This is a genomic window from Neobacillus niacini, from assembly GCF_000759675.1.
Lineage (GTDB): Bacteria > Bacillota > Bacilli > Bacillales > Cytobacillaceae > Neobacillus > Neobacillus niacini_A.
This window is the reverse complement of the sequence record NZ_BAWM01000152.1, coordinates 232525-255575: the sequence shown is the minus strand read 5'-3', so window position 1 is coordinate 255575 and position 23051 is coordinate 232525. Positions and strand designations below refer to the sequence as shown.

The following is a 23051-nucleotide window of genomic DNA, read 5'->3' as shown; positions in this document are numbered from 1 at the left end:
CCGGGTACATCATGAACTCGCCTATGAGTTGCAAACATGAAAGCGTACAGTAATGTTTGCCGTATTCCGCGTTAAGGATGAATGAAGCGAGTGTTTACAACACTAATGTGGGTGGTACCGCGGGAAGATACATATACAATCCTCTCGTCCCTTTTTGGGATGAGGGGTTTTTTATTTTTTTTATAGGAGGAACTGACAATGAGTTTCAATCATCAGCATATCGAGAAAAAGTGGCAAAAGAAATGGGAAGAAGAAAAGACATTTAAAACGAGTGAAGAATTTGATAAACGAAAATTCTACGCTTTAGATATGTTCCCTTATCCATCGGGGGCAGGATTGCATGTTGGACACCCTGAAGGTTATACGGCTACTGATATTCTTGCACGCTTAAAGAGAATGCAGGGATACAATGTTTTACATCCAATCGGCTGGGATGCATTCGGTTTACCTGCTGAGCAATATGCATTGGATACTGGAAACGACCCTGCAGAGTTCACAGAGCAGAATATTAACACTTTCCGCAGACAAATTAAGTCACTAGGTTTTTCATACGACTGGGATCGCGAAGTGAATACAACTGATCCAGAGTACTATAAATGGACGCAATGGATTTTCTTAAAGCTATGGGAAAAGGGTCTTGCTTATATTGATGAAGTAGCTGTAAACTGGTGCCCTGCACTTGGTACCGTGTTAGCAAATGAGGAAGTTATTGATGGTAAGAGTGAGCGCGGAGGGCATCCGGTTGAACGTCGACCAATGAAGCAATGGATGTTAAAAATTACGGCTTACGGTGACCGTTTGTTAGAAGATCTTGAAGAATTAGATTGGCCTGAAAGTTTAAAAGAAATGCAGCGTAACTGGATTGGACGTTCTGAAGGTGCTGAAGTAACCTTTAACATCGAAGGACATGATGAAACATTTACCGTATTTACTACTCGTCCTGATACATTATTTGGTGCTACGTACGCGGTGCTTGCTCCTGAGCATTCTTTTGTTAATAAGATTACAACGGCAGACCAACAAGCAGCTGTTGAGGCTTATTTAGATAAAGTTAAAACAAAGAGTGATCTTGAACGTACCGACCTTGCAAAAGAAAAAACAGGTGTCTTTACTGGAGCATATGCAATCAATCCAACCAATGGTGAGAAAATGCCAATTTGGATTGCCGATTATGTATTAGTGAGCTACGGCACTGGTGCAATCATGGCTGTACCTGCACATGATGAGCGCGACTATGAGTTTGCGAAACAGTTTAATCTTTCAATTAAAGCAGTGGTTGCAGGCGGTGACATTGAAATCGAGCCTTATACAGGTGACGGTGAACATATCAATTCTGATTTCTTAAATGGCCTAAATAAAGAAGAAGCGATCACTAAGATGATTTCTTGGCTGGAAGAGAAAGGAATTGGTACGAAAAAAGTAACCTTCCGTTTACGTGATTGGTTGTTCAGCCGTCAGCGTTATTGGGGTGAACCGATTCCAATTATCCATTGGGAAGATGGCACGATGACTGCTGTACCTGAAGATCAGCTGCCATTAACCTTACCGAAAACAACCAATATCAAGCCTTCTGGAACTGGAGAATCACCACTTGCTGTGATTGAGGATTGGGTAAATGTAGTTGACCCAGAAACAGGTAAGAAGGGTCGTCGTGAAACAAATACAATGCCACAATGGGCAGGCAGCTGCTGGTATTATTTACGTTATATTGATCCGAATAATGGTCAAGCACTTGCTTCAAAAGAAAAATTAGATCATTGGCTTCCAGTTGACGTATATATTGGTGGCGCAGAGCATGCTGTACTTCACTTATTGTACGCTCGTTTCTGGCACAAAGTCCTTTATGATATCGGGGTTGTGTCAACTAAAGAACCATTCCAAAAGCTTTTTAACCAAGGAATGATTTTAGGTGAAAACAATGAAAAAATGAGTAAATCAAAAGGCAACGTTGTTAATCCTGATGATATTGTTGACAGCCATGGAGCCGATACACTTCGCTTGTATGAAATGTTCATGGGACCACTTGATGCTTCTATTGCCTGGTCAACAAATGGTCTTGATGGATCTCGTCGTTTCCTAGATCGTATCTGGCGTTTGATGGTAGAGGAAAATGGAGAATTAAATCCAAAGATTCAAGACAATGAAGAAGCTTCTAACTTAGAAAAGGTTTATCACCAAACAGTGAAAAAAGTAACAGAAGATTATGAGGGCTTGAGATTTAATACCGCGATTTCGCAAATGATGGTGTTTATTAATGAAGCCTACAAAGCAACTGTTCTTCCAAAGCACTTCATGGAAGGCTTCGTAAAGATGCTTGCCCCAGTTGCCCCGCATGTTGCTGAAGAACTTTGGGAAAAACTCGGGTTTAGCGGTACTATTTCATACGAAACCTGGCCTGCATATGATGAAGCTAAATTGGTTGATGATGAAGTTGAAATTGTTATTCAGGTTAACGGGAAAGTTAAGACGAAGCTAATGGTTCCAACGGACGCAAGCAAAGAAGCATTAGAAGGAATTGCGATGGACGATGATCGAGTGAAGGAACAAATCGAAGGTAAAACGATTCGCAAAGTCATCACAGTTCCTGGGAAGCTTGTTAACATCGTGGCCAATTAATAATGAGTGAGCCCCCTTTATCTAAGGGGGTATCCTTTCTTAGGGGTGGGAAAGATGGAAGAAATTCAGATTATTACACCGGAAGAATTAAAGAAAAAGCTTAAGCAGGGGGAAAAACTTGAGCTGGTTGATGTTAGGGAATACGAAGAAGTAGAGCAAGGAATGATACCTGGTGCAAAGCATATCCGCATGGGCGAGATTCCTGCTAACCTTGATTATTTTGATAAAGAAAAAGAATACATCTTCATTTGCCGCTCGAGCCATCGTAGTGGGAATGTATGCTACTACCTGCAAGAACAAGGCTATAAAGTTCGTAATATGATTGGCGGAATGCTTGCATGGCCAGGAGATGTAGAATAAACGATTCCAGTAGTGGAATCGTTTTTTTTATGCGCTTTATTTTTAATTTTCAGAAAAAGTGGAAATAATGAAAGTAAAAATAAGAAGGGTGATCCATATGATTCAGGTAAAGTTGTTTGATCGTGAGCATGAAAAGGATTTAGAAAAGGAAATGAACCGGTTTCTAAAAGGGCTCGATGAAAAGAAATTAATGGATATAAAGTATAACGTAGCTGCAATAACAGAGGATGAAGAGGAAGAACAAATCTATTGTTTCTCAGCGATGATTATTTACAGGGCCTGATAAAGGAAAAGCGGAAGCGCCTTGCCCAGGGGCGACAGGCATAAGACGAGCCGGCAAGAAGGTTGTTCTTTAACCTTATTGACGGATTGGCTTATGACCCCGAGCCACTAGGCGCTGGAGCTAGACAATAATCAGGCCTGATATTGTTTTTTAGCACTCAGTGCGGCATTGGTACCCGCGAGTCGCCCTGTTACTAAAGCTGAAGTGATATTATACCCACCGGTATAGCCATGGACATCAAGAATCTCACCACAAAAGTAGAGGCCCCCCACCATTTTCGATGCCATTGTCTGCGGTTCAATTTCTTTAACAGAAACGCCGCCGCCCGTTACGAAAGCTTTTTCCAGCGGTAAAGTACCATTTACTTTAATCAAGAATTGTTTGCAGCTTTTCACAAAGGTACGAATTTTTTCATTTGAAATCGTCGCCCCCTGTTCTAAGGGGTCTATTTCATTCTGTTCTAGTAAAAACAAAAGATATCGTTCAGGTACTAGTCCTTTTAATGTGTTTTTTATGCTTTTTTTCGGCTCGCTTTTTACGAGCTTCACAATTTCTTGGAAAAACTCTTCTTCCTTTTTATCTGGAATCACATCTAAACTCATGGTAACCTCATTTAACTTCCATTTTTTCATCGCTTTAACCACAAATTGACTACAGCGAAGGACTGCTGGACCACTAAGACCAAAATGAGTAAATATCATATCCATTCGATGAGAAATAATCGGTTTTCCTTTCGGATTCAATACACTTAGCTCAATATCCCTTAATGACAAACCTTGCAGCGCTTTATTTTTGATAAAGGGTTCGTTGGAGGTGACAGGCACCTCAGTTGGAAACAGTTCTGTAATCGTGTGCCCAGCTTTTTCTGCCCAAGCGTAGCCGTCACCCGTAGAGCCAGTATGGGGAACAGATTTCCCTCCGACCGCTATAACAACAGATTTTGCCTCAATTTCAGTACCATTTTTTAATAACACGGAAGAAACATGATCGTCCGTATAAACAATATCCGCAACAGGACTATTGGTGTAGACTTTTACTTTTAGTTTCTCTAATTGGTCTAAAAGAGCCTCCACAACAGATTGTGCTTTATTGGATACAGGGAACATCCGACCGTGGTCCTCCTCCTTTAAGGCAATACCTAACTTTTCAAAGAATTTAATAATATCCTCATTACTAAAGATAGAAAAGGCACTGTATAAAAATTTCCCGTTACCAGGTAAGTGCTTTATGATTTCCTCGACGGGGAGGCGATTGGTGACATTACAGCGCCCCCCTCCTGAAATAGCCAGCTTCCTGCCCAGTTTATCACCTTTATCAATTAACAAAACTTTTGCTCCCTTTTCTCCCGCGGCAATCGCAGCCATTAAGCCCGAAGGACCGCCTCCAATAACAATAACATCGTAATTCATACTTCCACCAACTTTATGTATATTCGTCTAAATGGATAACCTATATTATAATCCTGCGCATTATTCCATTATAAACACTCTGATAAAAATGAAAACGGAAAGCCACCTATTTTTACGAAATTTAGCTGAGCTGTTAGTAGCATCGCAGCTAAAAGAGAGGTAAACTACTAATAGTGTGCAAAAAATGCTTAAAATAACTTTGCTCACATGCACACAAACTTTTCTTCACTGGGAAGGGATCTTAATTTTATGTCGTCTAAGCTCATAAGAGGAACATTTATTTTAACATTGGGTACCATTATATCCAAGGTTCTTGGCTTACTTTATGTTATACCCTTTTATCAAATCGTAGGTTCAGAAGGGACAGCGTTGTATCAATATTCTTACATACCCTACACCATCTTTATTAGTATTGCCACAGCAGGGGTGCCGCTTGCAGTTTCAAAATTCATTTCAAAATATAATGCACTCGAAGAATATGCTGTTGGCCGTAAATTGTTTAAAACTGGACTAGTCATGATGCTATTGACCGGTATTGCTGCATTTTTAATACTATATTTGTCAGCACCGCTTATAGCTGAAATGATTATAACAGAAAAAGAGGATGTCGGATCAAGGGTAAAGGATATCACAACCGTTATCCGCGCAGTAAGTTTTGCACTGATTGTTATACCGTTTATGAGTTTAATTAGAGGGTTCTTTCAAGGACATCAATCGATGGGACCTTCCGCTGTTTCCCAAGTGGTAGAACAGATTGTTCGGATTGCCTTCACACTTGGAGGGGCATTTATTGTCATAAACTTTTTAAATGGAAGTATTGTAACAGCTGTAAGTGTGGCTACCTTTGCCGCGTTTGTTGGGGCAATTGGGAGTCTGGTGGTTTTATTTTGGTACTGGTATAAACGGAAACCACATCTAGACCAGCTTCTCGAGCAAGATAAAGGAACAGCACAGGTATCGTTAACGGAAATTTATAAAGAAATCATCATATATGCTGCTCCCTTTGTATTTGTTGGGATTGCTAACCCATTATTCCAAGCAATCGATCAAGTTACCTTTACACGGACAATGGAGGAAATTGGTCACAGTTATAAGGCGGCCGAAGCTGCATTCTCTGTCCTTAATTTTGAGTCACATAAAATCGTTATCATCCCTGTTTCTCTTGCGACAGGTTTTTCGTTGGCTCTTGTTCCAAGTGTCACGAAAGCTTTTGTGGAAAATGACCGAAAAGGTTTAAAACAGCAATTAAACCAAACCTTTCAAGTCTTATTGTTCTTAACACTGCCGGCTGCAATCGGGCTTTCACTACTAGCAGAGCCTATCTATACTGTTTTTTATGAGCATAAGGAGCTTGGATTCGAAGTACTGAGAGTCTATGCACCAGTTGGAATACTTTTTTCTTTATTTTTAGTAACTAGTTCAATTCTACAGGGAATCAATGAACAACGATGGACAGTGTTAAGCTTGTTAGTTGGATTACTGATTAAATTGACGCTGAATATTTCTCTAATTAATATGTTTGAAACAAAAGGTGCGGTTTACGCAACGGCACTTGGATATATCGGAGCTATATTGATTCAATTACTTGTTATTAAAAGTTATGCAAAATACCCTTTCTTATTTGTTTGGAGAAGGAGCTTGTTAATCGTCATCTTTGCTGGAATTATGTGGGCAGGAACGGAAATCGTTTATCAGCTGCTCCTGTTATTTCTGACTCCAGCGTCTAAGTTTCAGTCGCTTTTAATTATTTTCATTTGTGCAGTCATAGGAGCTGTTATCTATTTTTACTTAGGATTAAAATCCGGACTTGTAAACAGACTATTTGGTGATAGGGTAGACCGCATAAAGCGGAAATTAAGATTAACGAATTAAACTCCTAAAAAAGAAGGAGGATTACCTTGAGAATTGATAAAATGCTAGCCAATCTTGGCTACGGCAGCCGGAAAGAAGTTAAACAGCTTCTAAAAAATGGTGCTGTCAAAATTGATGATGTTGTCGTGAAGGATGCGAAACAGCACGTTGACACAAATAAACAAATTGTAACGCTAAATGGGGAAGTCATTGAATACAGAGAATTTATCTATTTAATGATGAACAAACCACAAGGAGTCTTGTCTGCAACAGAGGACAGCGTGGGTGAAACGGTAATCGACTTATTGGAACTCGGAGACCAGGTCTATGAACCGTTTCCGGTGGGAAGATTGGACAAGGATACAGAAGGTTTATTACTGATTACCAATGATGGTCAATTAGCTCATCGTCTGCTATCACCAAAAAAGCATGTGCCTAAGACGTATTTTGCCGTAATAGACGGGGAAGTAACCGATGAAGACATAAAGGCTTTTGATGAGGGAGTTACCCTCGATGACGGGTACGAAACAAAACCAGGTGCGTTGAAAATTTTAAAGTCTGGCATTCGATCTGACATTGAGCTGACCATTACGGAAGGAAAATTCCATCAAGTGAAAAGAATGTTCGAGGCCGTTGGAAAACGAGTAGTTTACCTAAAGAGAATTTCCATGGGGCCCTTACCATTAGATGAAACCCTTGAGCTTGGAGAATATCGAGAACTAACGGATGAAGAAGTAGAGTTACTCAAGGAGTACCAAGTAGGATAAAAATGAAAAATCGCTTGCGGATTAATGACCGCAGGCGATTTTTTTATTAAATAAATCGATCGAAGAATTCGAGGACAGCTCGATAGACTTTCATTTCGTTTTCTTTTTTCGAGAATCCGTGGCCTTCATCCTCGAAAACCATGTATTCAACCTTGACACCATTTTTTTGTAAAGCTTCAACGATTTGATCTGATTCAGCCTTAATGACACGAGGGTCCATTGCTCCTTGAATCACAAGCATCGGTTTAACCATATCTTTAAGGTAGGTAATAGGTGAGTATTCAATTAGTTTCTCACGGTCCTTTATCGGATCTCCTACCCACTGATTCATAACCGGCTTCCAATGCTCTGGAACAGATTCAATAAATGAGAAAAGATTACATGGTCCAAAAATATCAACAACAGCTTTGAAATAATCGGCATGGCGGCCATGAAGGAGTAATGCCATGTATCCGCCGTAACTGCCTCCCATTAGAAGAAGTTTGTCACGCTCAGCATAACCATTGTTAATCAAAAATTCTAATCCTTCTACATTATCTAAACGTGGACCATGTCCCCAATCACCTTCTACCAACTTCATGAACTTCAAACCATAGCCTGAAGATCCACGGAAGTTTGGAGCGAAAATACTATAGCCTCTATTTACTAAAAATTGGAATAAAGAGCGGAATTGTTTCCGTTCAGCCGCTTGGGGTCCCCCGTGAGGCCAAAGGATGACATGACCGTTATTGGCGTTTTCTTTAGCTCTGAAAAATAACGCCTCAATTTCAAGTCCATCAAAGGAAGGATATTTTAATACTTCAGGTTCTACTAGTTCTTCCTGGGCAACTCCAGGGACACCATAGTTGGTTAAAGCTATCCAATCAGATTCGGAGTGTGACTTTTTAAAAATATTAGCTGGACGTGTAGCGGAACGTGTTAAAAGATATAGGTTACCTGTTTTGGAAATGTGTAGTTTTTCAACAATGCTTGCGGGTATTTCCATCTTAGTTAAACAGTTTTGATTCAGGTCGTAACGATAAACAAGGTCTTCAACACCCTTTGAAGTGACAATGTAGAGGGCATTTCGATCCTTATCATATTTAAGTTCACTAAAATCTTCATCCTTTTTCGCAAGCACCTTTGTAAATTCCTTGGTAATAACATTAAATTTAGCTAAGTAAGATAGATCTTCGTTATAGTTCGTGATTAAATAAAGCTCATCTTCGGAAACAAAAACAGCTGTAGAAACTGTATACTGCTCATCAGATTCAGGAGTTAATAAGATCTCCTCACCATTCCTTTTTACGTAAGCAAGAGTATAGGTATTAGAAAAATGTTTTAGGTAAAGATAGCTCTTTTCTTCTGGGCTGGTATCATAGAGGTACGTAGCGGCAGCTTCCCCTTCGATTACTACGGTTTCTTCTTCCGTTTGCAGGTTGTAACAATAGCTTTTTAAAAAGGTCTGATCATCTTTTGTAGAAGTGTAATAGAGTCGTGCCCCATCTTCGGAAAGAAACGGATTCATATGACGATGTCCTTCTGTCACTCTAATGGGCTTTAATTCACCTCCTTTGGGAGGGATGGCATAAAGCTGGGAATTCTCATCCCCGTCTTTATCGAAGCCAGCAATAACAAAACGCCCTTGCTTATCAATTACAATTCCATAGCTGCTTTGATCAATAAAGGTAAGCGGATAAGGAAAAACATTTGGTAAATCCATTGCCCATAAGTTAAATTTCCCACTTAAATTTGTACTAAAAATAAGCTGTGATTCATCGTCACTGACGGCAAAATCGTGAATATTATATGAACGAAAAAATTGCTCGACATCTGGTTTTTTAAATGAAAGCATGATTCCAACTCCATTTCTTTATGTATCTCTAATGTATATTCTGAAAAAAGAGTTGAATTCCTGCTAAATAATCTTGAATAATACTTTTTATAGTTCGTATGTGCCTTATAAAAAGGAAAGGACAAGGCAGAGGGCCTTGTCCTGTTTTGTTCTACGCTTGAAGGAAGGAGGTTAACATCCAATTATGCTTGCTTAGTTTTTCAATTAATTCAGTAAAGATATCACTTGTTACCTCATCATTTACTTGCTCTGCAGCAATCTTTCCTTCTATTAATTCCGAGATTAGCTGGGAGAAATCACAAACAACGTTTTGCACCATTTCTTCAGCTGTTAAATTTTCAGATGTTTCTACAATAGACGCATATTGGATGTATTCCTTTAATGTTGAAATTGGCTTCCCACCCGCAATTAGTAATCGTTCAGCCAATTCATCGATTGTTCCCGCAGCCTCTTCATATAACTCTTCAAATTTTGCATGTAAGGTAAAAAAATGTGGTCCTTTTACATACCAGTGGAAACGATGCAGTTTTGTGTATAGTACATTCCAGTTTGCGATTTGTTGGTTCATTACTTGTTCGAGTGTCATTGTTTGTGTCATTTTCCATTCCTCCTAATTTCTTAACTATTATTATTATAACATATACTATTTAAAAGTAAATATTAAATTATAATTATTATAAAAAAGGAATAATAGAATATATGAAAGACTATTTTTCAAATAAATCATAACCGTCGATATTTTTAATCCATACTTTTGCATTTTTTCCATTTTTGTCAGCTATCCATAAATCGTCCTTTGAATCAGCAATATCTTTTTTTCTAATCCAAGTCAGTTTGTTAGCAGAGGCATTAGGGTGATAATCTCCATAGCCCTTTGGTGGATGAGTAATCTGTATTTGTTCTTGTCCTTGTACCTTAATCATAAAAAGTGAAGGATTTGGCCGATCTTTTGGATCATTGGACCAATCACTTTCTTTTACTCTTGAAACCATAAGTGTTTGGTCATCAATCCAAGTAAACCCTAATTCTGCAAAATTGGCAGGTGTTAGGTTCATTGATTTGAAAGCGGGAATCTCCGTTATTTTCATATCCTTATTCTTAAAGCCTAATACAATCCTGCCACCTCCAGCGATATATCCTAACAAGTTCTTTTGTGGTGCCCACTTAGGTTTGTCTAAATGGAGAATAATTTCGTCAATTACCTCAAACCTTTGTCCATCGGATGAAATAACACTTACCAAATTACTGTCCATCGACCAGGAAGCGGTTGGACTTACGATAAAGGAAATCCACTTCCCATCCGGAGAAAAACGAAAATCTGTTGCTGTAATGGCGGTTACACTAACATCCCCCTTTTTTAATTCATTAGGAATAACATAAAATTCCTTAACATTTTCCGTTAAGCTGCTTATTTTTTCTAAATCCTTTTCTAATGTAATCTTATAAAGCTTCGGATTTGTCCAACCAGTAGGTTGAAGCGTTGCACTTGAAGAAGCAATAAATGCTTGCCCATCAGGGAACCATTGATAATCGTCAACACTGAGTGCAATGTTATAGAATTTTTCAAGGTTCGAAACATTCAGTACACCACCACTTTGAAAGGCGATAATATTCTCAACAGGGGACCATTTTGGATTTCTTCCTTCGTATGTAATTCGCTTATGCTGCTTTGTTTTCAAGTGATAAACCCAGATTTCATTCTGAAAATCTAAATTGGGATTTATTTTCTTCTTTGGCTCAAATTGATAGAGGATCCATTCCCCATCATAAGACCATTGTGGTGCATAATTGAATTTTAGAGCTTCTTTTGTAATCTTTTCTTCCTTTTCATTGATTTTCGTCCACAAAAACCCATCTCTAATAAAGGCAATATTCACCTTTCTACTAGTTGTTTCAGCCTTCATAATATTTGGTAACATGATGACAAAAATAATTAACAGTATTACATGTTTTTTCATCTCTTCACCTCGTTAAAATCCTTCAATTAATTTACACCTAATAGGGAAGATTTATATATGTAAGTAACAATTTATAAAAATGGGTAATCTAAAAATATTTACTACACTGTCCCGCGTTCCGTGAAAATCCAAAGGGGGAAGCAGCATGAAACTTTCACACAAAGAGACGATTGAATTACATGGCTTTAATAACTTGACCAAATCATTAAGCTTTAATATGTATGATATTTGCTATACACGATCAAGAGAAGAGCGTGAGGCGTACTTAAAGTATATTGATGAACAATATAGTGCCGAAAGATTACAAAAGATATTAACGCATGTATCTGAAATTATTGGTGCCCATGTTTTAAACGTAGCGAGTCAGGATTTTGAACCAGCGGGTGCAAGTGTAACTCTGCTTGTTTCAGAGGGACCAGTCGAAAATGCTCCGTCAGAACATTTTGAGGAGTCACCAGGACCGCTTCCTGAATCAGTAGTCATACAGTTAGATAAGAGCCATATTACTGTTCATACATACCCTGAATATCATCCTGATGAAGGAATCAGTACCTTCAGGGCTGACATCGATGTATCGACCTGCGGAGAAATATCACCGCTTAAAGCACTGCATTACCTCATTCGTTCGTTTGAAACAGACGTTATGACAATTGATTATCGTGTCCGTGGTTTTACAAGAGACAAGGATGGATATAAATTATTTATTGATCATGAGATCAGCTCAATCCAAAATTATATTCCCGAAGATGTTGGCGACTTATTCGACATGATTGATGTTAATGTGTATCAAGAAAATATTTTCCACACAAAATGTAAACTTCGGGAGTTTGATTTAAACAACTATTTATTTGGCTATAAAAAAGAGACATTACATCCAGAAGAGTTAATTGAAATTACCGAGAGAATAAAGCTTGAAATGGATGAAATTTTTTATGGCAAAAACATTGTGCAATAAATGACTATTTTACTTATCGCTTTCATATGTCGAATGTTAGCCAAAAAGAAAGATCGCAGCTTTACTAAAAAGTAAGGCTGCTTTTTTGCGTCGATAGTGTAAAATGGAATTCAAAGGAAAATGATACTATTTTAATAGGAGAAAATTATGTTTTTAAAAAAAGTTACATTATTAAAAGAAAAGATTCCAACCTTCATCCATTATCCCTTCTTCATCCCATCAATTGCGAGTCTCGATGAGATTAAATTAGAAAGGAATGTGACCTTTTTTGTAGGAGAAAATGGATCCGGAAAATCTACTTTATTAGAAGCGATAGCGGACAAATGTGATTTTAATACAGCAGGCGGCGGAAGAAATAATTCTTATAATGTTTATGAAACAGAATCAGAACTCAGTGAGTACATTAGACTCAGCTGGATGCCAAAAATAACGAACGGTTTCTTTTTACGTGCAGAATCTTTTTATCATTTTGCCACTCATATTGATGAAGTGGATGAGAATGGATATAGAGATTATGGTGGGAAATCATTGTTAAAACAATCTCATGGAGAATCCTTTTTGTCTTTATTTTTAAATCGATTTAATGGGCATGCTATTTATCTGCTAGATGAACCCGAGGCTGCATTATCTCCTGCTAGACAGTTAACCCTATTGAAAATCATCCATGACCTTGAAACAACAGGTGATGCGCAGTTCATCATTGCCACTCATTCCCCTATTCTATTGGGCTACCCAGAAGCAGACATCTATAGCTTCGATCAGGGACAAATATCAAAGATTCACTATGAAGATACAGATCATTACACGATTACAAAATATTTTTTGGAGAATAGAAAAAGATTTCTTTATGAACTTTTTAAAGAAGATGAATAGATAGTATCATTTATAGCAAAAAAGAAGCGATATCCCTAAGGATATCACTTCTTTTTTGCTATAAATGATAGGATGACGAGCATTCCCACGATGACAATAGAAACGGTTGAACCAATTAAATTGTTTGGACTTAAAATAAACCCAATAAAGATTAGACTTAACGCTACAATCGCAATGATTGTCGTGAATGGAAACCATTTAACCTGAAAAGAAGGTTTAACCTTATAGTGTGATCTTAGCTTTAATTGGGCGGCACAAATCCCTATCCAAACTAACATAATGGTGAAACCAGGGATGGTCATTAGGTAACTAATAATATTACTAGGACTAATATAAGCTAGGAATACACCAACTAATAGAAAGAGAGTTGTAATCATAAGCCCAATAATTGGAATTCCGTTTTTTGAGGTTTTCATTAATCCTTTAGGAGCCACTCCGCTTTTTGCCATTGAAAATAGAGTTCTAGATGTTGCATATATTCCCGAATTTGCAGCTGAAAGTACAGCAGTTAATAGGATGAAATTCATTACATGTGCTGCGCCTGGCAGTCCTGTGATGTTAAAAACTTGAACGAATGGACTGTCTTTTCCAGTTACTTGATTCCAAGGCATAATACCGCAAATAATTAAGATAGGGAAGATATAAAAAATAATAACCCGCCATACTGCACCTTTAATGATACTTGGCATAACACGCTCTGCATCTTTAGTCTCTGTGACAGCAACCCCAATTAACTCAGCTCCACCGTATGAAAACATAACAACTAAAAATGCACTAAGCATACCGCTCACTCCTTGGGGGAAAAAACCTCCATGTGCGGTATAATTTGCAAGTGGTTCCTCAATATTACTTGGAAATACACCAAATATTATGAGGGCACCCAATACGATAAAAGCAACTAGTGCGACAATTTTTATCCCTGCAAACCAAAACTCAAGTTCTCCATAATATTTTACTGGGAATAAATTAATCGCAATAATCAGTGCTGCACATAACAGGCTAAGAAGCCATAAAGGAATCGAAGGAAACCAAAATTGAAGAAAACTTCCCGCAGCTAATAATTCAACGGTGATAACAATGGTCCAGTTAATCCAATATAGCCAGCCAGTAATAAACGACAGCTTAAAGCCAAATGCTTTATATAATAGCAACTGTACATTGTGATTAGGAAAAGCAATCGCCATCTCACCTAAAGCTGCCATCACGATGAATAATAATAGCCCGCCAATTAAATAGGTAAAGATAACACTTGGTCCAGCTATATTTAACACATCGGAACTTCCTTTAAAAATTCCAGTACCAATCATGCCAGCTAATGCAATAAACTGGACATGTCTTGGCAGTAATCCTTTTTTTAAATCATGATGATTATTTTCCATGTTGCTCCTACCTTTTTTTATGAAGTTATCACTCTCTTGCTTAAACGCTTTTGAGTGCTAAAGTGTTATGTTGATATATCATAATATAATAGATATTCAACCTTATTTTAAAAATAAAAGCAAACAAGCACGCGAGATAATCGCGTGCTTGTTTGCTAAAGCTGTTTATTCATATTTTAAGAAGACATTTTTACTTTCTTTTGTGTTATTGTCCATTTTCCGCGGCTTGGGCTTATTACCAAGTCATTATAGGCTAAGACATTTAAATCTCGTTGTATGGTGCGAGGAGTGATACCAAATTCCTCTACAAGTTCTTGCGTCGTGACTGTGCCTTTATTACGAATAAACATGTAGATGCATTTGATGCGGTTTAACATCCGGTTAGTCGAAGGTTTCAAAGAACCACTCCCTATCCTTTTTTCAAACCTATGGCAATATCCTGCTACCGACAGCCTCTTTGATTAGTATGTAATTTTCTTTTCCGCAGACAACTCCTTTTATAAATAGATAGTTGCAGTGGATACCTCTGATGACTTACATATATTGTACCCACAATTTCTGAAAATTTCCACCATTAGCGAAATTTTTACATAAAAATCATCTCTTCTTAACATTAATTGTTCGGTTTTTTCTCCTCGCTTTCTTGATTCTTACTATAGTCTATGGGTGTAAATGTTAAGTTTATGACAAAATAATTGAATTTTTTGTAAATTTATATTGTACAAAGAGTATATCACCTAATGGAAAATATTTCGTTTTAAACGGAATATTGATAAGATAATTGCAGAGAAGTAAATATCAAATGCTAGAAAATAGGAGGCATAGACAATTGACGAAGATTAATTGGATGGATGAAGTAGAAAAGAGAAAAGATGTTCTGTTAAAAGACACACAAAATTTATTACATATTAAGAGTCTGTTAGACGAAGAAAATCCTTTACCAGACGCACCGCTTGGGAAAGGTGTGAAAGAAGCATTAGATTTCATGCTCAATCTCGGTGAAAAGGATGGGTTTGTACCAAAGAATGTGGGAAATTTAGCGGGACACCTAGAATTTGGAGAAGGGGAGGAGCTGCTTGGTATCCTCTGTCATGTTGATGTAGTCCCAGAAGGTGATGGCTGGACAAGCGATCCCTTTGCTGCTGAAATTCGCCAAGGTAAAATATTTGCTCGTGGTGCTATTGATGATAAGGGACCAACAATGGCTGCCTACTACGCAATGAAAATCGTAAAGGAACTAGGGCTGCCTCTAAAGAAGCGTGTCAGGATGATTATCGGGACCGATGAAGAAAGCGACTGGCGCTGTGTAGAACATTACTTTGAACATGAAGAAATGCCTTCCTTAGGCTTTGCACCTGATGCAGACTTTCCTATCATAAATGCTGAAAAAGGGATTGCCGATATTGATATGGTTCAGAAACTATCTGTCGAAGAATCTGGAAGTGTAAAAATTGAGGTTCAGAGCTTTACTTCTGGAAAACGGTACAACATGGTTCCTGATCATGCAACGGTGACATTAAACATCATCGAGAATCAAATGGATGTGGTGCAAAGGTTCACAGATTTCATGAAACAACATCAAATGGAACATTATTCACATGTTGAAAACGGAGAGTTAATTCTTGAAGTTAAAGGCGTATCGGCACATGGAATGGAGCCTAAAAAGGGAATTAATGCAGGGTTATTTCTAGCAGAATTTCTTTCAAAGCTAGCTTTAAATCGTACGGCTTCAGATTATTTCAAATTCGTTTCCCGCTATTTCTTTAATGATTCCAGAGGCGTGAATCTTGGAGTAGCTTATTCAGATGATATTTCAGGTGAATTAACAATCAATCCGGGGAAACTTTCATACTCCGGTCAAACAGGTGGCAGTATTGGACTGACCTGCAGATACCCAGTTACAAATAAAATGGATGCGACAAAAGAAAAGCTAGATGAACTATTAGAGGAAAAAGGCTTCGCAATTGAAAAGTTCAAAGATACTAAGCCACATCATGTGGATGAAAATGAATTTTTAATTCAAACCTTAAAAAAAGTATATGAAGAACAAACAGGAGACAAGGCATATTTAATAGCGATTGGTGGAGGAACGTACGCACGTTCATTAAAATCAGGAGTGGCGTTTGGTCCTTTATTTCCAGGAAGACCAGACATTGCCCACCAAAAAGATGAATATATTGAAATCGATGACTTATTGAAAGCAACCGCTATTTATGCACAGGCAATTTATGAATTGGCTCAGTAAAAAATAAACTATGATGATTGGAGCGCAAATCAACAGACGCTTTAACATAATAGCCAAATGAAAAAGGGGAATGAGAGCATGGAATTTGCTTTACTTAATGGATCCATTATTAAGCGTTCGGAAGCCAAGGTGGATGTGGAAGACCGTGGTTATCAGTTTGGTGATGGTGTTTATGAAGTTATTCGTATATATAATGGAAAAATGTTTACGGTAGCTGAACATTTAAAAAGATTCGTTAAAAGTGCTGAAGGTATAGGAATTACATTACCATTTACGACACTACAACTTACAGAAATGTTAGAAGAACTACGAATAAAAAACAATTTGCAAACCGGCAATATTTATATGCAGGTTACTAGAGGTACTGCACCTCGAAATCATGTATTTCCAACTGGTGATGTCGCACCAACACTTGTAGCCTATACGATAAAGGTAGTAAGGCCGCTTGAAAACCTGAAATCAGGAGTAAAGGCAATCCTGACGGAGGATATTCGCTGGCTTCGTTGTGATATTAAAAGCTTAAATTTACTTGGTAATCTATTAGCTAAACAAAAAGCCAGTGAGCAGGGCTGCTTCGAAGCCATTCAGCATCGCGGACAGGATGTCACAGAAGGAAGTTCTTCTAATATCTTTATTGTGAAAAATGGGACGGTAATAACCCATGAATCAAACCACTTAATATTAAAAGGGATTACCAAAGATGTTATTTTGGATCTTTGTAACAATAATGATATCCCAGTGCAGGAACGGACTTTTTCTTTGGCAGAACTTGATGAAGCAGAAGAAGTATTCTTATCTAGTACCACAGCTGAAGTTATGCCAGTAATTGAAATTAACGGAAAGAAGATCAGTGCAGGAGTCTCTGGACCGATCACTCAAAAACTGCAAAATTTATTTGAAAAAGAAGTTGAAAAACAATGTGGTTTACTTGTAGATAAAGTCATTTAGTAAAGGGAGCGTGCAGCAGATAATAATATCTGGTGCACGTTTTCTTTTGTATTAAGCTTTAAAATACATACAAGTGGTAAAAAATAGTCTAAAATGAAAAAAGGAATGATAAAAATGAATCAGCAAACACATTTTTTCTTTGCTATCAAAATTCCAGAAGAAACAAAGCTCATGATGAAAAAGAATTGTGAGAGGTTAAAAGAAATTCTTCCATTTAACCGCTGGATTCACCATGAAGATTTGCATATTACACTAGCTTTTCTTGGCAATGCACCTTATGAAAATCTATCCAATGCTGTGGACAATGTTCACGAGGCATTACGCGAAACAAAGGGATTTCTATTAGAATTGAACAAGCTTGGAATCTTCGGAAAAGTGGAATCACCCCGTATATTTTGGGTGGATACGAAGGAAAGTATGGAGTTAGAGGCCGTCAGGAATAAAGTATTCACAGCATGCGTAGAAGCTGGTTTTCAACTTGAAACTAGACCTTTTAAATCTCATATTACCCTTGCCCGAAAGTGGGCAGGAGATCAACATTTTGATAAAAAACTCCTTGAGGTTTGGAATGACCTACAGCCAGATCCACTAATATTTAAAGTGAACGAGGTAGCTTTATACCAAACACATTTAGATAAAACACCGAAATACGAGGTAAAAAAAATATACCAATTAAAATAAAAAGGGGATTAAGGACAAATCTCTAAAGAGGAAAAGAAGATTTGTCCTTAAGAAGGGGTATGAAGGACAAATCTCCAAAGAGAACTAGAAGATTTGTCCTTAAGAAGGGGTATGAAGGACAAATCTCTAATGAGAACTAGAAGATTTGTCCTTAAGAAGGGGTATGAAAGACAAATCTCCAAAGAGAACTAGAAGATTTGTCCTTAAGATGGGGTATGAAAGACGAATCTCCAAAGAGAACTAGAAGATTTGTCCTTAAGAAGGGGTATGAAGGACAAATCTCTAAAGAGAACTAGAAGATTTGTCCTTAAGAAGGGGTATGAAGGACAAATCTCTAAAGAGAACTAGGAGATTTGTCCTTAAGAACGGACCTTAAAGACAAATCTCTAATGAAATTTAACGTGGCAAAGGTTGGTTGTATGAAACAAATCTATTTTATTATCAATCTAAAAGCGAGAAATGGCTACTGTTTAAACGTCTGGAAAAAGGTTGAAGCAAAACTAATGGATGATAAGATCCCTTACTTGGCATTCTTTACAAAATACCATGGTCATGCAATCAAACTAGCAGAACAAATTGCTGAAAGGAATAATGAACAAAAAGTCATTATTGCTGTTGGCGGTGACGGAACAATAAGTGAAGTCGTGAATGGAATTGTAGAATATAACAATATAACTCTTGGTTTCGTGCCTGGAGGTTCTGGAAATGACTTTTCGAGAGGCTTCCAAATCCCTGCAAATCCAGAAGAAGCATTAAAGGTCATCCTTCGTCTGATAAAAGAGGAAGCACCTTTAATTGATATTGGAAAGGTCACCATGAAGGATGATTCGGAGCATTACTTTATTAATAATATGGGTGCAGGGTTCGATGCATTAATTTCCTATGAAGTGAACCATTCAAAAGTGAAAGCTTGGCTAAATAAACTATCTTTAGGCCGGTTGGTTTATGTGTATTTTTTACTGAATAAACTGTTTTCTTATAAATGCTCAACAATTGATTTATCAATTGACGACAGAAGGCATATACTTGAACAAACATGGTTTGTAACTGTTTCCAATCAACCCTATTACGGGGGAGGAATGATGATTGCGCCTGATGCCGTGCCAGATGATGGTCTCTTAGATATTACAGTGGTTCATAGATTATCAAGGTTAAAGCTATTATTGGTTTTTATTAGCGTATTTTGGGGTAAGCATGTCCGTTTTAAAGAGGTAAAGACCTTTAAAGGACGAATGATTTCCATTCAATCCTCATCCTCCTTATATGTCCATGCAGATGGCGAGGATATAGGATTTACTCCTTTAAATATCCATGTTCAAACAAAAGCACTAAACGTATTAACGAGGGTGTGAAGTATGCGAGAAACTGTTCTGAAAGAGAGGGACTCGAATGAACTCCAATGAACGTATTTTCCAAGCCTATTTAGATGAGATGGATATCATTACGATTCTTCTTCCACTTTCCTATCATCACGGATTGTCTTCCACTTTCTCGATTACTGATGAATCTCACAGAGTTAAACCACTAAAAATTATCAAAAAGCAGCAAATTGAAAATTATAATAAATATATTTGTCGGCTTTCTGAGGGAATTTCTTTTGGTCATCCCTATTGGATTATGGATGACCATGGTGGAAGAACAGATCTTCAAATTGGTGCAGTTATTCGAACAGATACATTTGATGAACGTTTTTTCTATGATGGAAATGACCTGGGAGTAAGATGTAAGGACAACCAAACGCACTTTAAACTCTGGGCACCAACAGCTGCACAAGTAAAAGTAAAATTACGGAACTCAAACAGTTCTTTTTCTGAAATTATCAAGATGAGACGCGAGGAAAAAGGTGTTTGGTCAATTGTTGTTAATTCTGATTTGGAACTTTATCAATATACTTTCTTAGTGCTTGTAAACCAGGAATGGAGAGAATCGGTTGATCCTTATGCCGTTGCAGTCACTGCGAATGGAGAGCTGGGTGTAATTGTAAAGCTTGAGAAAACGCGGATGGAAAAATCTTTATTACCTCCTATTGAAAATCCAGTGGACGCGATCATTTATGAAACACATATGAGGGATTTCACCATCCATCCTAATAGTGGTGTGAAACATAAGGGACTCTATTTAGGTGCTGGTGAGCTAAATACAATAGGCAAAGACGGTGAACCCACGGGACTATCCTATGTAAAAGATTTAGGTATTACACATATTGAATTCCTGCCGTTCAATGATTTCGCAGGAGTAGATGAATTAGAGCCGAGTAAAGATTATAACTGGGGATATAACCCCATTCACTTTAATGTTCCTGAGGGCTCCTATTCGACAAATCCATCTGATCCTTATGCAAGAATCATTGAATTGAAGCAATTAATTGATACGATTCAACGTCAAGGAATAAGAGTCATCATGGATGTAGTTTACAATCATGTATATATTCGGGAAACTTCTTCGTTTGAAAAAGTCGTTCCGGGTTATTACTTTCGCCATAATGAGCTTGGTTTTCCATCGAATGGAACGGGAGTTGGAAATGACATTGCCTCCGAGAGGAAAATGGTGAAAAAATTCATTCTAGATTCCATACGTTTTTGGATGGAAGAATATCATATTGATGGTTTTCGTTTTGATTTAATGGGGATTTTAGATATTGAAACCATGAGGGAAGTTAGGAAGACTTGTGACAGCATTCAAAAGGGAACCCTGATTATTGGCGAGGGCTGGAACCTGAATACCCCACTTCCCATTGATAAAAAAGCAATCATACGGAATCAATCAAAGCTTCCTGACATCGGTCAATTTAATGATAAATTTCGCGATACGATTAAGGGTAATACTTTTTATTTGTATGATAAAGGTTATGTATTTGGTAATGAGCATTATATTGAAGGAGCAATCGATGTGCTTGCTGGCAGCATTGGATTAAATCAAGAAGCTGACGGGCTTTTAACTGAACCTTCTCAATCGGTGAATTATGTTGAATGCCATGATAATCATACCATGTGGGATAAACTGGTTTCTTGCCTCCCGGATTTAGATCATGATCTTCATAGTAAATATCACCGGCTTGCAACTGGGCTTGTTTTATTATCACAGGGGATTCCTTTTCTTCACAGCGGTCAGGAGTTCTTCCGAACAAAACGAGGCGACGGGAATAGTTATAAATCACCAAATCATATTAACCAGCTCGATTGGGATCGAAAGCACCTTTATGCAGACAATGTTAATTATATAAAAGGCTTGATTAAAATCCGAAAAGAGTTACCTTGTTTCCGAATGAAAAGTGAGGATGAGATACGAGCCCATACTCATATTTTACCACTTCCAGTTCCACTCATTGGTTTGTCCTTTCAGGGTCAAACGAATGAATACAGTGAGGTGCTTTTACTGATTAATCCACTAAGGGGTAAACAACCTGTCTCCATTCCAGATGGCAAATGGACGGTACTTGCCAATGATAAAAAAGCGGGAATTTCTTCCATACAAAGTATTTTTGGAAAAGAATTAGTGCTGGATCCGGTATGTTTAACCATATTAGCAAAAAAATAGTTTGTTCAGATTTACTTGACGACCTAAGCTAATTGGAGATAAAATTTAGTAAGATAGCTATTGTGTGTTATTGTCCAATAGCTTTTTTTATTTTTCTAAATAGATTGTACTATTTTTTCTTATTTAACTACTAAATGGTGTTTTTGACCCATTTGAGAACGGCATACATTGAAGGTGAACAATTTTGGAACATATATTAGGACAAGAATGGGAGATTGTCCCTGCGGGGGGCGCAACGGGAGAAGCCTTTTATGCTAGCTATAAAGATCAAAGGCTTTTTCTAAAACGCAATTCCTCTCCATTTCTAGCAGTACTATCTGCAGAAGGAATCGTCCCAAAGCTTGTTTGGACAAAACGATTGGAAAACGGAGATGTGATTACAGCACAGCAATGGCTGCCTGGACGTGAATTAAAGCCTCATGACATGAATCATGAACGTGTTGCTAGGATGCTAAGGAAGATTCACCGCTCTGAACCGATGGTAGGCATGTTAAGCAGGCTTGAAAAGCAGCCTTTACAGCCGAACACGATTTTTCAGTTAGTTGTCGTGGATTTGGATGAAGAAGTGTTATCATTACCTGTTGTAAAAAAAACGCTGAGTTTTCTATTAAACGAGGTAGCAAATGTCTTCTGTAACGAGAAAGTAGTTTGTCATGGTGATGTCAATCACAACAACTGGCTGCTAACGGAAGACAACCAGTTGTATTTAATTGACTGGGATGGTGCAATGATAGCAGACCCGGCAATTGATCTCGGTATGCTGCTTTATTGGTATATTCCTGAAGATAATTGGATTAGCTGGTTAGCCATGTATGGAAAACCGTTAACAGAAAATCTAAAGCTCAGAATGAAATGGTATGTGGCACTTCAAACCTTATCTTCAATTCAATTTTACAAAAACAAAGACCGGCTTCAGGAAATGGGCAAATGGATTACTTTTTTAGATGAACTTTTGTAATCAAGAATAGGAGTCAATATTTGACACCCATTGGGAAAGATTTCCTTGATTAGAAAGAATATGCTCGTCTAGGTCTGCTGTTTGGGCACCATTCTGACTGTAATTATATACTTCCTGTAAAATGCTTTTAACATTTTGATCAATCTGTGTGTTAACCATCAGAGATTTCACTAATCGTTCCAATTGTTCACATTCGGAAACAGACCCACAGCAATCGGTTTGATGATTATTTAAAATATCTTTTAGTAATGAAACTTGGTCCTGATGACTTAATGGCATGTTGGTACACCCTTTCAAGTGAAAATAAAAAAGAATTCACAGTTAGGTTGTGAATTCTTTTTTTGTTTATACATTAATGGGAACCCCCATTATTACCAATAATAAAAACAATATTTTT

The 23051-nt window shown here is 37.6% G+C and carries 20 protein-coding genes and 1 other annotated feature (1 of these 21 running past the window's edge); of the genes, 13 read left to right on the top strand and 7 right to left on the bottom strand.

Translation table 11 applies throughout. The annotated features are described in order from the left end of the window. Window positions 1-155 (top strand) — a binding site (T-box leader) (it extends 71 nt beyond the left edge of the window). A gap of 43 nt (window positions 156-198) precedes the next feature. The 3 genes from leuS (at window position 199) to TR08_RS27590 (ending at window position 3259) form a co-directional block, all read left to right on the top strand. Continuing rightward, complete coding sequence (leuS, locus tag TR08_RS27600; RefSeq protein ID WP_045523756.1) at window positions 199-2616, top strand: leucine--tRNA ligase; 2418 nt, start codon at window positions 199-201, stop codon at window positions 2614-2616. A gap of 54 nt (window positions 2617-2670) precedes the next feature. Beyond that, on the top strand, window positions 2671-2976 hold the full coding sequence (locus tag TR08_RS27595) for a rhodanese-like domain-containing protein (protein WP_045523753.1): 306 nt from the start codon (window positions 2671-2673) through the stop codon (window positions 2974-2976). A gap of 97 nt (window positions 2977-3073) precedes the next feature. Beyond that, the gene (locus tag TR08_RS27590; RefSeq protein WP_045523752.1) at window positions 3074-3259 is read left to right on the top strand and encodes a sporulation protein Cse60; all 186 of its coding nucleotides are present in this window, start codon (window positions 3074-3076) and stop codon (window positions 3257-3259) included. Between the two features lie 131 nt (window positions 3260-3390). On the opposite strand, the gene TR08_RS27585 is transcribed toward TR08_RS27590, so the two are convergent. After that, the gene (locus TR08_RS27585; RefSeq protein WP_045523751.1) at window positions 3391-4668 is read right to left on the bottom strand and encodes an NAD(P)/FAD-dependent oxidoreductase; all 1278 of its coding nucleotides are present in this window, start codon (window positions 4666-4668) and stop codon (window positions 3391-3393) included. Window positions 4669-4917: 249 nt separating this feature from the next. On the opposite strand from TR08_RS27585, the gene TR08_RS27580 reads away from it, so the two are divergent. Continuing rightward, the gene (locus TR08_RS27580; protein WP_045523749.1) at window positions 4918-6540 is read left to right on the top strand and encodes a putative polysaccharide biosynthesis protein; all 1623 of its coding nucleotides are present in this window, start codon (window positions 4918-4920) and stop codon (window positions 6538-6540) included. Window positions 6541-6566: 26 nt separating this feature from the next. Continuing rightward, complete coding sequence (locus TR08_RS27575; RefSeq protein WP_045523747.1) at window positions 6567-7286, top strand: pseudouridine synthase; 720 nt, start codon at window positions 6567-6569, stop codon at window positions 7284-7286. A 46-nt stretch (window positions 7287-7332) separates the two neighbouring features. On the opposite strand, the gene TR08_RS27570 is transcribed toward TR08_RS27575, so the two are convergent. The 3 genes from TR08_RS27570 to TR08_RS27560 all read right to left on the bottom strand — a co-directional run bounded on the left by TR08_RS27570 (window position 7333) and on the right by TR08_RS27560 (window position 11078). Further along, window positions 7333-9120: a S9 family peptidase gene (locus TR08_RS27570; RefSeq protein WP_045523745.1), complete on the bottom strand. Its 1788-nt coding sequence runs from the start codon at window positions 9118-9120 to the stop codon at window positions 7333-7335. 151 nt (window positions 9121-9271) lie between these two features. After that, entirely contained in the window at window positions 9272-9718 is a 447-nt protein-coding gene (locus TR08_RS27565) for a Dps family protein (RefSeq protein ID WP_238579263.1), read from the bottom strand. 109 nt (window positions 9719-9827) lie between these two features. After that, window positions 9828-11078: a TolB family protein gene (locus TR08_RS27560; RefSeq protein WP_045523743.1), complete on the bottom strand. Its 1251-nt coding sequence runs from the start codon at window positions 11076-11078 to the stop codon at window positions 9828-9830. Window positions 11079-11223: 145 nt separating this feature from the next. Here TR08_RS27560 and speD point away from each other — a divergent pair, with 145 nt between their 5' ends. Together speD and TR08_RS27550 are read left to right on the top strand one after the other, a co-directional pair. Next, window positions 11224-12033, top strand: coding sequence for an adenosylmethionine decarboxylase (gene speD, locus TR08_RS27555; protein WP_045523741.1), 810 nt, complete (start codon window positions 11224-11226; stop codon window positions 12031-12033). Window positions 12034-12180: 147 nt separating this feature from the next. Then, window positions 12181-12906, top strand: coding sequence for an AAA family ATPase (locus TR08_RS27550; RefSeq protein ID WP_045523739.1), 726 nt, complete (start codon window positions 12181-12183; stop codon window positions 12904-12906). Between the two features lie 44 nt (window positions 12907-12950). Here the strand turns inward: TR08_RS27550 and TR08_RS27545 are convergent, their stop codons facing one another. Next, window positions 12951-14285 (bottom strand): amino acid permease, encoded by a 1335-nt coding sequence (locus tag TR08_RS27545; protein ID WP_045523737.1) that lies wholly within the window; start codon window positions 14283-14285, stop codon window positions 12951-12953. Window positions 14286-14461: 176 nt separating this feature from the next. Continuing rightward, a complete protein-coding gene (locus tag TR08_RS31580) occupies window positions 14462-14683 on the bottom strand; it encodes a DeoR family transcriptional regulator (RefSeq protein ID WP_081954676.1) in 222 nt (73 codons plus the stop codon). A gap of 431 nt (window positions 14684-15114) precedes the next feature. Between TR08_RS31580 and pepV the strand changes: the two genes are divergently transcribed. The 6 genes from pepV to TR08_RS27515 all read left to right on the top strand — a co-directional run bounded on the left by pepV (window position 15115) and on the right by TR08_RS27515 (window position 22654). Then, window positions 15115-16530, top strand: a complete 1416-nt coding sequence (gene pepV / locus TR08_RS27540) for a dipeptidase PepV (RefSeq protein ID WP_152597542.1) — start codon at window positions 15115-15117, stop codon at window positions 16528-16530. A gap of 78 nt (window positions 16531-16608) precedes the next feature. Continuing rightward, a complete protein-coding gene (dat, locus tag TR08_RS27535) occupies window positions 16609-17478 on the top strand; it encodes a D-amino-acid transaminase (protein ID WP_045523733.1) in 870 nt (289 codons plus the stop codon). A 114-nt stretch (window positions 17479-17592) separates the two neighbouring features. Further along, window positions 17593-18159 (top strand): RNA 2',3'-cyclic phosphodiesterase, encoded by a 567-nt coding sequence (gene thpR / locus TR08_RS27530; protein WP_045524282.1) that lies wholly within the window; start codon window positions 17593-17595, stop codon window positions 18157-18159. Between the two features lie 419 nt (window positions 18160-18578). After that, window positions 18579-19511: a diacylglycerol/lipid kinase family protein gene (locus tag TR08_RS27525; protein ID WP_045524274.1), complete on the top strand. Its 933-nt coding sequence runs from the start codon at window positions 18579-18581 to the stop codon at window positions 19509-19511. A 37-nt stretch (window positions 19512-19548) separates the two neighbouring features. After that, window positions 19549-21696: a type I pullulanase gene (gene pulA / locus TR08_RS27520; protein ID WP_045523731.1), complete on the top strand. Its 2148-nt coding sequence runs from the start codon at window positions 19549-19551 to the stop codon at window positions 21694-21696. A 184-nt stretch (window positions 21697-21880) separates the two neighbouring features. Beyond that, the gene (locus tag TR08_RS27515) at window positions 21881-22654 is read left to right on the top strand and encodes a phosphotransferase family protein (protein ID WP_045523729.1); all 774 of its coding nucleotides are present in this window, start codon (window positions 21881-21883) and stop codon (window positions 22652-22654) included. Here TR08_RS27515 and TR08_RS27510 read toward each other — a convergent pair whose 3' ends face one another. Beyond that, window positions 22655-22933 carry a YtzH-like family protein gene (locus tag TR08_RS27510; RefSeq protein WP_045523727.1) on the bottom strand — a complete coding sequence of 93 codons (279 nt, stop codon included), beginning with the start codon at window positions 22931-22933 and terminating at the stop codon, window positions 22655-22657. Between the last annotated feature and the right edge of the window lie 118 nt (window positions 22934-23051).

Coding starts and splice junctions, on each gene's coding strand:
- leuS (WP_045523756.1), top strand. CDS start 199: ATGAGTTTCAATCATCAGCATATCGAGAAAAAGTGGCAAAAGAAATGG.
- TR08_RS27595 (WP_045523753.1), top strand. CDS start 2,671: ATGGAAGAAATTCAGATTATTACACCGGAAGAATTAAAGAAAAAGCTT.
- TR08_RS27590 (WP_045523752.1), top strand. CDS start 3,074: ATGATTCAGGTAAAGTTGTTTGATCGTGAGCATGAAAAGGATTTAGAA.
- TR08_RS27585 (WP_045523751.1), bottom strand. CDS start 4,668: ATGAATTACGATGTTATTGTTATTGGAGGCGGTCCTTCGGGCTTAATG.
- TR08_RS27580 (WP_045523749.1), top strand. CDS start 4,918: ATGTCGTCTAAGCTCATAAGAGGAACATTTATTTTAACATTGGGTACC.
- TR08_RS27570 (WP_045523745.1), bottom strand. CDS start 9,120: ATGCTTTCATTTAAAAAACCAGATGTCGAGCAATTTTTTCGTTCATAT.
- TR08_RS27565 (WP_238579263.1), bottom strand. CDS start 9,718: ATGACACAAACAATGACACTCGAACAAGTAATGAACCAACAAATCGCA.
- TR08_RS27560 (WP_045523743.1), bottom strand. CDS start 11,078: ATGAAAAAACATGTAATACTGTTAATTATTTTTGTCATCATGTTACCA.
- speD (WP_045523741.1), top strand. CDS start 11,224: ATGAAACTTTCACACAAAGAGACGATTGAATTACATGGCTTTAATAAC.
- TR08_RS27550 (WP_045523739.1), top strand. CDS start 12,181: ATGTTTTTAAAAAAAGTTACATTATTAAAAGAAAAGATTCCAACCTTC.
- TR08_RS27545 (WP_045523737.1), bottom strand. CDS start 14,285: ATGGAAAATAATCATCATGATTTAAAAAAAGGATTACTGCCAAGACAT.
- dat (WP_045523733.1), top strand. CDS start 16,609: ATGGAATTTGCTTTACTTAATGGATCCATTATTAAGCGTTCGGAAGCC.
- thpR (WP_045524282.1), top strand. CDS start 17,593: ATGAATCAGCAAACACATTTTTTCTTTGCTATCAAAATTCCAGAAGAA.
- TR08_RS27525 (WP_045524274.1), top strand. CDS start 18,579: ATGAAACAAATCTATTTTATTATCAATCTAAAAGCGAGAAATGGCTAC.
- pulA (WP_045523731.1), top strand. CDS start 19,549: ATGAACTCCAATGAACGTATTTTCCAAGCCTATTTAGATGAGATGGAT.
- TR08_RS27510 (WP_045523727.1), bottom strand. CDS start 22,933: ATGCCATTAAGTCATCAGGACCAAGTTTCATTACTAAAAGATATTTTA.